The organism is Sedimenticola selenatireducens DSM 17993 (assembly GCF_000428045.1).
GTDB classification, from domain to species: Bacteria; Pseudomonadota; Gammaproteobacteria; order Chromatiales; family Chromatiaceae; genus Sedimenticola; species Sedimenticola selenatireducens.
In genome coordinates this window covers 163,354-175,858 of record NZ_ATZE01000008.1, presented here as the reverse complement: position 1 = coordinate 175,858, position 12,505 = coordinate 163,354, and the positions used below count along the sequence as shown (strand labels likewise).

Sequence of the window (12,505 nt, the reverse complement as noted above, 5' to 3'; positions counted from 1 at the left end):
CTCCAGCCTTGATAAGGCCGCTCAAGGATTGGGCGAGGCAATATCGAGCAGAGGGGCGGCGTCAATGGTTTCCGCATCCATCATGGTGGCGACGCGCTGCAGCGCCGAGAGAATCTGGGTTTTTTCCCAATCTTCCAGTGCTTCAAATCGTTCAATAAATTTTTCGTGCAACAGGGGAGGGGTGGATAGCAGTACTGCTGTCCCGGCCTCGGTCAGGCGCGCATTGACCACGCGCTTGTCCACGCTGCTGCGCACCCGTTCGGTCAGCTTTTTATCCTCAAGGCGGTTAAGGATGGTGGTGACGGTCGCCTGACTCAGGGAAACATCGTCGGAGATCCGCTTTACCGTGACATCGCCCAGCGCGTTGATGGCTCTCATCACCATCACCTGGGGAATGGTCAGGCCGCAACTCTTCACCATCCGCTTGGATTGCAGATCGGTCGCCCGAATGATGCGACGCAGGGAGACGAGCACGTCATGCCAGTACTGATTTTCGGCCATGAGTTGAGTCAGGTTGAATTTGACGGGTGATGGATTATAGCCAGTTTTCATATTTCAACCAATGTGAGCTAATTAGTTTGTACTCTAAACATTAGAAGTGTAATAATATAGTATTACACTGGACATGAGAAGGGCATCTGGCGGGATACGCCCGGCCGGGTATATCTCTGCTGAGGTACCGCGCCCTATAACAGGAGTTTTATAACTATGTGTGGTTTTGCCGGGATCTATGCACCCGGAATGCGTGAATCAAATGTCGGGCGGGTAGAGCAAATGATCCGCAAACTGGCCCCCCGGGGTCCTGATGGTGAGGGGATTGTGACCCGCAACGGACTGGCCCTGGGCCACCGGCGCCTGAAGGTGATCGATCTGTCGGAGCATGCCCAGCAGCCCATGGTAGATGCCGAGCTGGGGCTCGATCTGGTTTTCAACGGCTGCATCTATAATTATCGGGAACTGCGCGAAGAGCTCCAGGGTCAGGGCTATCGTTTTTTCTCCCACGGCGATACCGAGGTGGTGTTGAAGGCTTACCACGCCTGGGGGCTGGAGTGTGTGAAACGGTTCAATGGCATGTTCGCCTTTGCCATCCATGAGCGAGACTCCGGACGTCTGGTGCTGGCCCGGGACCGACTCGGTATCAAGCCCTGCTATATTGCCGCTTCGGATGGCCGGGTAGCATTTGCATCGACCCTGCCCGCACTGTTGAAAGCCGGCGATATCGATACCTCAATCGATCCGGTGGCACTCAACTACTACATGAGTTTTCATGCCGTGGTACCGGCACCGTTTACCCTTCTTAAGGGGGTGCGCAAGCTGCCGCCAGCGACTGTCCAGGTCTATGAGCAGGACGGCTCGCATCACAGCGAGACCTACTGGCGTCTCAAGGTGGGGAGTCGTGAAGAAGATCATGCCGTCAGTGCCGAGGAGTGGCAGGAACGCGTCCTGGAGTCGCTGCGGCGTGCGGTGCGCCGCCGCATGGTGGCAGACGTACCGGTGGGCGTGCTGCTCTCCGGTGGCCTTGATTCCAGCCTGATTGTCGGCCTGTTGGCGGAGCAGGGCCAGACCGGTCTGAGTACATTCTCTGTGGGTTTTGAAGAGGCGGGTGGTGAGAAGGGGGATGAGTTCCAGTATTCCGATCTGATTGCCGAGCACTTCCAGACTGATCACCACAAGATAATGGTCCCCTCCAGCCGTCTGCTGGAGACCTTGCCGGAGACCTTCAATGCCATGTCTGAGCCCATGGTCAGCTATGACAATATCGGTTTCTATCTGCTTTCTCATGAGGTCTCAAAACACCTCAAGGTGGTTCAGTCCGGCCAGGGTGCCGATGAGGTGTTCGGCGGCTATCACTGGTATCCGCCGTTACTGGAGAGTGGTAGCGGGGCGACTGATTATTGCCGCCTGTTCATGGATCGCGACTTCGATGAATATGCCGAGACGGTACAGGCGGGGTATCTGCAGTCCGACTTCGCCAGCGCATTTATCGAACAGCAGTTCAGCGATGAAGAGGGCGGTAATGCGGTGGATCGGGCGTTGCAGCTGGATACCACGGTAATGCTGGTGGATGACCCGGTGAAGCGTGTCGACAACATGACCATGGCCTGGGGTCTGGAGGCCCGAGTACCTTTCCTGGATCACGAGCTGGTGGAGCTGGCGGGCCGGGTGCCGGCCGATCTGAAGGTGCGAGGTGATGGCAAATGGGTATTGAAAGAGGCCGCGCGCCAAGTGATTCCACACCAGGTGATCGATCGACCCAAGGGCTACTTCCCGGTGCCGGCGCTGAAATATATCGAAGGACCCTATCTGGATTTTGTGCGGGATGCACTGAACGACACCCGCGCCATCAACCGTGGTCTGTTCAATCGGGATTATCTGACCAGATTGCTGGATAACCCGAAGGATCACATTACCCCGCTACGCGGCTCCAAACTGTGGCAGGTCGCCCTGCTGGAGTTGTGGTTGCAGACCCATCATCTCTAGGTTGTGGCGCAATGAGCAAAGCAGAAAAAGGAAGGAGCGGTAATCTGAATATCGAGCAGATGGGGTCGCTAAAACACTGGGGTGCTCCCCCCAGTTCGATTGCCGATGAACTGGACAAACAGGCGGTGGTGGATTGCGGTTGGGGCCGACTGATTTTTGGTCAGACCTTCCGCTCCAGTCGGCAACTTGCCGATCAATTACGTGACGAGAGTCTGGGTCGTCGGGATGTGGCGCTGTACAGCCGTGACCCGCAGGTAGTAGTGTCCCAGGCCCCCCAGGAGCTGTTTATCGATCCCTCCCTGACCTATCGACTGAACCTGGAATATGCCGAGCTGGCGGATATGGTCGGTCATGGTATCGAGATTCGCCCGATTGCCGATGCCAGTGATGTAGAACAGGTCAACCGGATATACAAGGCGCGCTCGATGGTGCCGGTAAGGGATGGATTTTTTGACTACCAGAGTACGCATCCGGAACTGCATGTTCTGCTGGCCGTTGAGACTGCGAGTGGACAGGTGGTCGGCTGTGTTACCGGGGTGGATCACCATCTGGCTTTCGATGATCCGGATAACGGCTCCAGTCTCTGGGCTCTGGCGGTGGACCCTCAGTGTCTGCATGCCGGCGTCGGTGAAGCACTGGTGATCGCACTGGCCAACAGATTCAAGGCTGCTGGCCGCTCCTTTATGGATCTGTCGGTGATGCATGACAACGAACAGGCAATCCGGCTCTATGAAAAGCTCGGTTTTTTTCAGGTGCCGGTCTACTGCATCAAAACCAAAAATGCGATTAATGAACTGCTCTATGTCGGACCAAAAAATGATGAGGAGCTGAATGTCTACGCACAGATTATTGTCGATGAAGCCTACCGCCGGGGCATTGTGGTGGATATTGTGGATGCGGCCGGTGGCTTCTTCGACCTCAGTCTGGGTGGCCGGACGGTTAGCTGTCGGGAGTCGCTGACCGATCTCACCAGCGCCGTGGCGATGAGTCGCTGTGATGACAAGGCGGTGACTCGCCGGTTTCTGGCCCGGGCCGGACTGCATGTGCCGGAACAGGAACTGCTCAAGGACGAGGAGCAGGCACTGGCTTTTCTGCAGCGTCACCAGCGTATCGTCATCAAGCCGGCTCGCGGGGAGCAGGGTATCGGTGTCTGTGTTGATCTGAGCGAGCCGGCTGATGTGAGAGCGGCCTATGCCCTCGCCGCCGGCTTTTGTGACCGGGTGGTGGGAGAGCGTTTTGTATCGGGTGACGATGTGCGGATTATTGTTATCAATGATGAAGTGGTCGCCGCGGCGGTTCGCCGTCCCGCTTCAGTCGTGGGCGATGGCTCCCGCAGCATAGCCGAGCTTATTCAAAAGCAGAGCCGCCGGCGGGCAGCCGCCACCCAGGGCGAGAGTGTGATCCCGATGGATGATGAGACGGAACGTTGTGTGAAAGATGCTGGCCTCACTATGGATCAGGTACTGCCCAGAAGTCAGCGACTGAAGGTGCGCAAGACCGCCAATCTGCACACCGGAGGCACCTTGCAAGATGTGACGAACCGGCTGCATCCGGAACTGGTGAAAGCGGCCATCTGCGGAGCCCAGGTACTGGATATGCCGCTGGTCGGATTTGATTTTATCGTGCCGGATCTGGAAGGCCCCGAGTACGCCATTATCGAAGCCAATGAACGGCCCGGTCTGGCCAATCATGAACCCCAGCCCACGGCTGAAAAACTACTGGATATGTTGTTCCCCCAAACCGCCCTGGCAAACAGGTAAACCAATGAAAATAATTGATATCGATCGCACGTATCTGCGTGAGACCCTGCTGGAACTGCTGCAAGTGCCCAGCCCAACCGGTATGACTGACACTGTGGTACAACTGGTTTGCCACAAGCTGGAGGAGATGGGAGTTAAATATGAACTGACCCGGCGCGGGGCGATTCGTGCCAACCTTTCCGGTGAAGTGCACTCGCCGGATCGGGCCATTGCGGCGCATCTGGATACCCTGGGTGCCATGGTCAAGAACCTGAAGTCGAACGGACGGCTGGAGGTGGTTTCGGTCGGTACCTGGCCGGCGCGTTCGGCGGAAGGTGCCCGGGTGACGCTGTATATCGATAAGGGCGTTCAGTACCGGGGTACGCTGTTGCCGCTGAAGGCATCCGGACATGTGTTCGGCAAGCAGGTGGATACCCAGGAGGCGAGCTGGCAGAACCTGGAGCTGCGTCTGGATGAGCCGGTGCACAGCATCGCTGATCTGGAAAAGCTCGGCATTCATCCCGGGGATATGGTCTCCATTGATCCGCAGCCGGAATTTCTCAAAAACGGTTTCTGGGTCTCCCGCTTTCTCGATGACAAGGTGGGCGTGGCGGCGGTATTGGCAGCGGCCAAGGCGATCTGTGATGCCAAGGTCCCGCTACCGATGGATTGTCATCTGCTGTTCACAATCTCGGAAGAGACCGGTGTCGGTGCCTCGCATATTCTGCATGGCGACGTGGCCGAACTGCTGGCGGTGGATAATGGCACCATCGCGCCGGGTCAGAACACCTCCGAGTACGGCGTTACCATCGCCATGCAGGACTCCAGTGGCCCGTTCGACTGGTACCTGACCCGGCGGCTGATCTCACTCTGCCAGACCTGCGGGATAGAACACAGCCGGGATGTATTTCGCTATTACCGCAGTGACTCGGCGGCGGCGGTGGAGGCCGGCAATGATATTCGTACCGGGCTGATCTGTTTTGCCCTGGACGCGTCTCACGGTCATGAACGTACCCATGAAAAATCGGTGCTGGCGGTGGCCCGCCTGCTCTCCATGTACATGCAGAGTGGCCAGCTGTTCGAGCGCGATGAGCGACCCCTGGGTCCGCTCGATGATTTCCCGGAAGATCCCACCGGATGGGATGATGATTTCAGTGTGGACAAGCCATTGTCCGAATAACCGGCACGACGCAGCGGATTGAACTACTGATAATGCTCCCGATGAATTCCTGCGTGGCAGAAGTCGCCCCTGCAAGCCATGGGTCGGGCTATCTACAAACAGCCTGCATCATCCCGATCCGCCTGGATGATGGCTGGGGGTGTGGGGTGATGTATGGGGTGGCAGGTGGGGACGCTGCTCAAACTCTTCCGGGCTGCTGCGCAGGCGGCGATCGGTGACAAGCCGGTAGAACAGCGGGATGAAAAAGATTGCCAGAAAGGTGGCCGCCAGCATGCCGCCGACCACGCCGGTGCCGACCGCATGGCGCGCCCCGGCGCCGGCGCCGGTGGAGATCGCCAGCGGCAGCACGCCGAGGATAAACGCCAGAGATGTCATCAGGATCGGTCGAAAGCGCAGACGGGCCGCCTCCAGTGCGGCGGCACTGGCGGAATATCCCTCGTCTTTCTTGAGCAGGGCGTACTCGACAATCAGAATGGCATTTTTCGCCGCCAGCCCGAGCAGGGTCACCAGGCCGATCTGGAAATAGACGTCATTGCTGAGCCCGCGCAGCCAGACCGCGGCGAGTGCGCCAAAGGTGCCGAACGGCAGGGCCAACTGGACCGCGATCGGCAGTGACCACTTCTCATACTGGGCGGCCAGGATCAGAAACACCATCAATACCGCAAGGCTGAGTGCGAGGCTTGAGGTGCCGCTGGAGCGCTTCTCCTGAAACGAGGCGGATGTCCACTCGTAGCTGAAATTTTTCGGCAGAGTGCGATCGGCGATCTCCTCGACAATCGCCAGCGCCTGGCCGGAGCTGATGCCAGGTGCCGATTCGCCAAAGATTTTCACTGCCTGGATATTGTTGTAACGATCCAGGGTTTCCGGGCCCGAAGTGTACTCGACCCTGGCCAGGGCCGAGAGGGGGACCTGGGTGGCATTTCCGGTGGGCACGTAGAGTGCGCCGATGTCCTCCGGCTTGGCGCGATAGCCGGGTTCGGCCGACATCTGGACCTGCCAGGTGCGACCGAACTTGTTGAAATCATTTACGTAGAAGGTGCCCAGGGTCGCCGCCACGGTGGTGAACAGGGCGTCGATATCGACCCCGAGCAGTTTTGCCTTGGCCCGGTCGACATCCACATAAAGTTGCGGCACCCGTGAGCGCCAGAGCGACAACGGCTGGACGATGCGCGGGTCCTTGCGCAGTTCGGCGAGCAGCTGTTCGCTGACCTTGGCCAGCTCCTTTGGCCCGCCCTCGCCGCGATTCTGCAGGTAGAGTTCGAAACCGCCGGCATTGCCGAGGCCAAAAATCGGCGGCGGCCCGAAGGCGATCACCAGGGCCTCGCGGATGCCGGCGCTCTTCGCCATCAACTGTCCGACCATATCGTCGGTGGAGCGCTGGCGCTGGTCCCAGTGCCGGGCGGCGACAAAAATGGTCGCCGCGCTGTTGCGGAAGCCGCCGCCAAGAAAATCCAGTCCAGCGAATGCCACCACATGTTCAGCGTCGGGATCGTCGCGCATGATCTCGATTACCCGCTGCGTCACCGCCTCGGTACGCCTGAGGCTGGAACCGTCCGGCAGGTAGACCGCGCCTATGTAATAGCCCTGGTCCTCATTCGGCACCAGTGATCCCGGTGTGATATCCCACAGGAACAGCGCCGCACCGACCATCAGCAGGTAGAGCACAATGGCCAGTTTGGCCCGTCGCAACAGGAAACCCACCCCGGCCAGATAACCGCCGGTGATATGAGTGAACCCCCGGTTGAAGGCGGCAAAAAAACGCCCCGGGTGACGCCGTTGGTTTTGCAGGATAATCACAGACAGTGCCGGAGTCAGGGTCAGGGCGACGAAGCCGGAGAGCACCACGGCGATGGCGATGGTGACAGCGAACTGGCGATACAGTTCACCGGTCAGGCCGCCCAGAAAGGCGATCGGAATAAATACCGCGCAGAGCACCAGGACGATGGCGATCACCGGCCCGGTCACCTCGCGCATCGCCTTCAATGCTGCCTCGCGGGCGGCAAGTCCCTCCTCGTGCATGATCCGCTCAATGTTCTCCAGTACCACGATGGCATCGTCCACCACGATGCCGATCGACAGCACCATGCCGAACAGGGTGAGGGTGTTGATGGTGTAACCGAGCAGGTGCAGGCCGATAAAGGTGCCGAGCAGCGACACCGGCACGGCGATCACCGGGATCAGGGTGGCACGCCAGTTCTGCAGGAATATGAACACCACCAGCACCACCAGCAGGATCGCCTCACCCAGGGTCTTGATCACCTCGCGGATCGACACCTCGACAAACCGGGTTGTGTCGTAGGGGATCGAGTAGGTCAGTCCTTCGGGAAATTGCCTGGCGAGGTCGGCTACGGTCGCCTTGACCTCGTCGCCGACGGCCAGTGAGTTGGCACCGGGCTGCAGGAAGATGCCGACCAGGGTCGCCGGCTTGCCGTTGTAGAGGCCGGTGAAGTCGTAATCCCTGGAACCGAGCTCGATCCTCGCCACATCCTTGAGCCGCAGCAGCGCGGTACCTTCGCCAGTGCGCAGGATGATGTCGCCAAACTCTTCCGGAGTCGACAGACGACCTTGGGCGTTGATCGTATAGACCAGCTCCTGTCCCTTGCCGATCGGCGGCTGGCCGATCTTGCCGGCGGCAAACTGAGCATTCTGCTCCTGTATAGCGCTGGCGATCTCGGTTGCCGTGACACCCAGCTCGGCCATCCGGTCCGGTTTCAGCCAGATCCGCATGGCATAATCCTTGGCGCCGAATATCTGTACGTTGGTGGTGCCGGGGATGCGTTTCAGGCGGTCCAGTACGTTCAGCGTAACGTAGTTGCTGGTGTAAAGGTCATCGAAGCGTCCGTCCGGGGAGAGAAAGGCGAGCACCTGCAGGAACGCGGAGGAGCCCTTCTCGACCGTTACCCCCTGGCGTCGGACCTCTTCCGGCAGGCGCGGCTCGGCTTGCTTGACCCGGTTGTTGACGTTGAGGGCGGCCTGGTCGACGTCGGTGCCGATCTCAAAGGTGACCTGAATCTCCAGCACTCCGTTGGAGGCGGAGGTGGAGCTCATGTACATCAGACTCTCGATGCCGTTGATCGAATTCTCCAGGGGGGCAGCGACCGTCTGTTCTATGGTCTGGGCCGAGGCGCCGGGATAGATTGCCCGTACTGTGACCACCGGCGGGGCGATCTCGGGATACTGGGCAATGGGCAGGATGCGCATCGCCAGCAGCCCGGCAAGTACCAGGAAGATCGACATCACAGCGGCAAAGATAGGGCGATCAATAAAAAAACGCGACAACATGATCAGCGCTCCCCGCCGGAGGACGCCTTGGCAGTGCTGGATGTTTCGGCCGTTTTTTCAACGGGGGGCTGGGGTTGAATCGGCATGCCTGGGAAAAAGATGCGCGCCGTGCCCTCGATGACGACCTGGTCGCCTGCGCTGAGGCCCGAGCGGATCACCCAGAGCCGCTCACCCTCGGTGGAATCGGGACTATCCACCCATTGACCCACCTCAACTGGTTTGGACTGGGCGATGGCCATGCCTTTTTCGCCCTGGCCGACGACATAGACGAACTTGCCGTTGGCGTCTTCCTGTACCGCACGCTGTGGTACCGCCAGGGCATTGGGTAGGACACCTCCCTTGATCCGCACCTTTACGAATTGTCCGGGGCTGAGCCGGGCATCCGGATTGGGCAGGGTGGCGCGCCTGTCGTAGGCGCCGGTCTGCCGGTCGGTTCGGTAATCGCTGAAGTCGACCGGTCCGGTCAGCGGATAGATTGTGCCATCGGCAAGCTGCACCTCGACCCGGCGCTGATCAGGGGGCGGCAGTGTCAGACTGCCCTCGGCCAACTGCCGGTCAATTGCCAGCTGCTCGTTCTCGGCGATGGAAAAGCGCACATAGAGCGGATCAATCCGGGCGAGGTTGGCGAGCGACCCGCTGGTGGGTGAGACAAACGAGCCTTCGGCCTGCAGGGCGCGCCCGATACGTCCGGCTATCGGTGCATCGACCCGGGTGTAGTCGAGATCGAGCTGGGCCTGGGCCAGTTCTGCCCGGGCGGCGGCGACACCGGCTCGATTCAGCTCACGGGTGGAACGGGCGTCGTCCAGATCGCGCTGGCTGACCGCCAGGGCCTTGACCAGTGGGGTCAGCCGTTTCACTTCCCGCTCGGCTTGGATGAGGCGCGCGTTGGCCTCCGCCAGCGCCGCCTCGGCCACCCGTTTGCGGGCCACGAACGGGGCGCTATCAAGCTGGAACAGCGGCTTTCCCGCCTGGACATGGCTGCCTTCCTCGAACAGTCGCTGTTCAATCAGTCCGGTAATCCGCGGGCGGATCTCGACCTCCCGCGAGGCCTCCAGCCGACCGACGTACTCGAACTGTGCCGGCAGATCCCGAGGCAGCAGTTCGATGACGGTGACCTGTTGTACCGGCATGGCGCTATCGGTCGGTTGCGACTCGCTCTCGCTGCAGCCGGCAAGTTGCAGGGCCAGCAGCCCGAGTATCAGGTGTGTTAAGGGAGTACGGATATGCCGTGTCATATTCATGCAGTGGCGTGTGCCTCTGTCGGTGGATTCAGGAAGAGCCAGGGTGTCATGGCTGTTACTCGTCGGTCATGTGTGTATCGGCCATGACTCAGAGTGATAATAGTTCATAAATTGGAATCGCATGGGCATTCTGCCGCCTGGTTTTGGCAGCGGAAAACACACAGTAAATACCGGTTTAATGGGGTGTCAGGGTTGGCTCTGGTCGTCCAGGGCCAAGGGAATGGCCAGCCGGTAGCCAACACCCTGCACGGTAATGACAAATCGTGGATTTGCCGGGTCATCGCCCAACTTGTTGCGCAGTTGACCGACCAGCACCCGCAGGTAATGGGTCTCCTCCTGCTGTGCGGGACCCCATACCTCACCCAGGATCTGCCGGTGGGTCAGTACCTGACCCGGTTGAGCGATCAGCAGTCGTAACAGCTCATACTCTTTTTTGGTCAGGTGGATGGGGTTGCCATCGACACTCACCTCGCGCTGGGAGAGATCCACCTGCAAACCTTGGGATTCGAACAGGCTCTGGGTTGCGGTAGATTGCCGGGTGTCACGCAACACTACGCGGATGCGTGCCATCAGTTCACTGATACCAAACGGTTTGGTGACATAGTCATTGGCCCCGGCATCCAGCGCCGCTACCTTCTGGGTCTCGTCTGCGCGCACCGATAATACGATGATGGGTACGTTCGACCACTCCCGCAGGCGCGAAATGAACTGCTGGCCATCCAGGTCCGGCAGTCCCAGATCGAGAATCACCAGGTGTGGCTGAGCCGTGGCGCAAAGGGCCAATCCCTCCGCGCCGAGGCGGGTCTCATGAACGGTATAGTGATGGGCCTCGAGACTGATACGCAGAAACTTGCGAATCTGCGCTTCATCTTCAACCACCAGGATAGTTTCGTTTGCCATGCTTATGCTTCGCTGTTTTCTGATGGGCCGGCGGGCAGCAGGATCTGCATGCAGGTGCCGTGATGATTCAGTCTGCCTTGGGCGGTTACCCTGCCGCCGTGCGCCATAATCATGCCGCGCACTATAGCCAGTCCCAACCCGGTGCCCTGGAGATTGCCGCGATCACCCTGGCGGGCGGTGTAGAACATGTCGAATATTTTTTCGCGTTCCTCAGGTGGTATGCCGGGGCCCTCATCACACAAAAGAATTTCCACCTGATTGTCCATGTAGCGGGCTGTCAGGGTGATCTCGCCATCGGCTGGTGAAAAGCGTACCGCATTATCCAACAGATTAACCAAAGCCTGTTCAATCAATACACCATGCACCCAGAGCAGGGGCACATCGGAGCCAATGGTTATGTTCAATGGCCACTCTTTCAGCCTGTCGCGCATCCGTTCCACAGCACTTGAGATTATGTCATGCAGATCGACCCAGTCACGGCGCAGATTCAGTTTGCCCTGTCCCAGTCGGGTCATATCCAGCAAATTCTGAATGTGCCGGTCAAGTCGTCGTGCCTCTTCGACCACGGTTTCCAGTAACTCGGTACGGTTTTTACTACTGAAGCTTTCGCCATACTCCAGCAGGCTGGTGGTGGAGCCGATGATGGAGGCGAGAGGGGTACGCAGGTCATGTGATACGGATGACAGCAGGGCAGAGCGTAACTGCTCCGTCTCCGAGACCAGTCGAACCTGCTCCAGATCTTCCGCCAACTGGGTACGGTGCAGGGCAATGGCCGCCTGCTGACACAGGCTGCGGGATAGATTGAGTTGCTCACTATCCATCTGTTCGCTATTCATTACCAGCATACCGACCGGTTCCTGATCAGTGATGAGCGGCAACAGCTGCCATTGATCCTGCATGAGTGGTTCGGATGCGATTACTGACCAGGCCTGTTTGATATCAGTTGCGGTCAGTGGGACAGGCAGGTTTGTGCCCGTGCGTAATACCGGAACGCCGTTATTGTCCGGGAGATAGACAGCGACCGGACAGTTGAGGCTGTGTGTGAAGTGGTCAACCAGTGTGTCCAGCACATCATCGGTGCTGGCAGCAGAGGACATGTGACGACTGAATTCATAGAGCTTGGAGATGCGTTGCAGGGAGAGACGGCGTTTGATCATCTCCTGATGCATGCGTGCTGCCAGATTGCCGGTTATGGCGGCCATGAGCAGGAAGAAAATGAGGGTGGCCACATCTCCGTCATCCGCCACTTCAAAGGTGTAGTAGGGCGGAGTGAAAAAAAAGTTGAAGGCGAGAAAGCTCAATACGCTGGCAACCAGAGATGGGCCCAGGCCGGTGCGGGCAGAGATGATCAGGACGCCGGTCAGAAACAGTAGCGACAGATTGGCATGGGGCATCAGACGATGCAGCAGGAAGGCGAGACTGACCGATATCAGAACAATAACCATGGCACCGGCATAGGCCAGTGGTTTCGCTGTGAACAGTTGATCCGCTTGCTCGGCGTCGATCTGGGTAGGCATGTTTACCGGGTCCATGTATTGAGTACTGAGCAGGGTGGTTTCATTCTGCGGATCAGCGTGATTTCAATAAAATAAAAAAAGCATAAAATTTTGACACTCTTTTTATGTGACCGTGCTGAGAGTTGTTCCGATAATTAGTGCATCGCACAGTTGAAGAGTTCTCAG

Annotated in this window: 8 protein-coding genes; 3 read left to right on the top strand and 5 right to left on the bottom strand. The window is 58.8% G+C overall.

Features of this window, described 5'->3' with window-relative positions:
* Positions 1-21 precede the first annotated feature (21 nt).
* On the bottom strand, positions 22-552 hold the full coding sequence (locus A3GO_RS0107325) for a MarR family winged helix-turn-helix transcriptional regulator (RefSeq protein WP_335340017.1): 531 nt from the start codon (positions 550-552) through the stop codon (positions 22-24).
* Positions 553-708: 156 nt separating this feature from the next.
* Between A3GO_RS0107325 and A3GO_RS0107320 the strand changes: the two genes are divergently transcribed.
* From A3GO_RS0107320 to A3GO_RS0107310, 3 genes are read left to right on the top strand one after another with little or no spacing between them, the layout of a single operon-like run.
* Positions 709-2,481 carry an N-acetylglutaminylglutamine amidotransferase gene (locus A3GO_RS0107320; protein WP_029132850.1) on the top strand — a complete coding sequence of 591 codons (1,773 nt, stop codon included), beginning with the start codon at positions 709-711 and terminating at the stop codon, positions 2,479-2,481.
* Positions 2,482-2,492: 11 nt separating this feature from the next.
* Complete coding sequence (gene ngg, locus A3GO_RS0107315; protein WP_029132849.1) at positions 2,493-4,241, top strand: N-acetylglutaminylglutamine synthetase; 1,749 nt, start codon at positions 2,493-2,495, stop codon at positions 4,239-4,241.
* Between the two features lie 4 nt (positions 4,242-4,245).
* Positions 4,246-5,400, top strand: a complete 1,155-nt coding sequence (locus A3GO_RS0107310; protein WP_029132848.1) for an osmoprotectant NAGGN system M42 family peptidase — start codon at positions 4,246-4,248, stop codon at positions 5,398-5,400.
* Positions 5,401-5,508: 108 nt separating this feature from the next.
* Here the strand turns inward: A3GO_RS0107310 and A3GO_RS0107305 are convergent, their stop codons facing one another.
* The 4 genes from A3GO_RS0107305 to A3GO_RS0107290 all read right to left on the bottom strand — a co-directional run bounded on the left by A3GO_RS0107305 (position 5,509) and on the right by A3GO_RS0107290 (position 12,340).
* Positions 5,509-8,682 (bottom strand): efflux RND transporter permease subunit, encoded by a 3,174-nt coding sequence (locus tag A3GO_RS0107305; protein ID WP_029132847.1) that lies wholly within the window; start codon positions 8,680-8,682, stop codon positions 5,509-5,511.
* A 2-nt stretch (positions 8,683-8,684) separates the two neighbouring features.
* The gene (locus tag A3GO_RS22970; RefSeq protein ID WP_051301935.1) at positions 8,685-9,923 is read right to left on the bottom strand and encodes an efflux RND transporter periplasmic adaptor subunit; all 1,239 of its coding nucleotides are present in this window, start codon (positions 9,921-9,923) and stop codon (positions 8,685-8,687) included.
* A gap of 186 nt (positions 9,924-10,109) precedes the next feature.
* A complete protein-coding gene (locus A3GO_RS0107295; protein ID WP_037374847.1) occupies positions 10,110-10,823 on the bottom strand; it encodes a response regulator in 714 nt (237 codons plus the stop codon).
* A 2-nt stretch (positions 10,824-10,825) separates the two neighbouring features.
* Positions 10,826-12,340 carry a sensor histidine kinase gene (locus A3GO_RS0107290; RefSeq protein ID WP_169720378.1) on the bottom strand — a complete coding sequence of 505 codons (1,515 nt, stop codon included), beginning with the start codon at positions 12,338-12,340 and terminating at the stop codon, positions 10,826-10,828.
* Positions 12,341-12,505 lie beyond the last annotated feature (165 nt).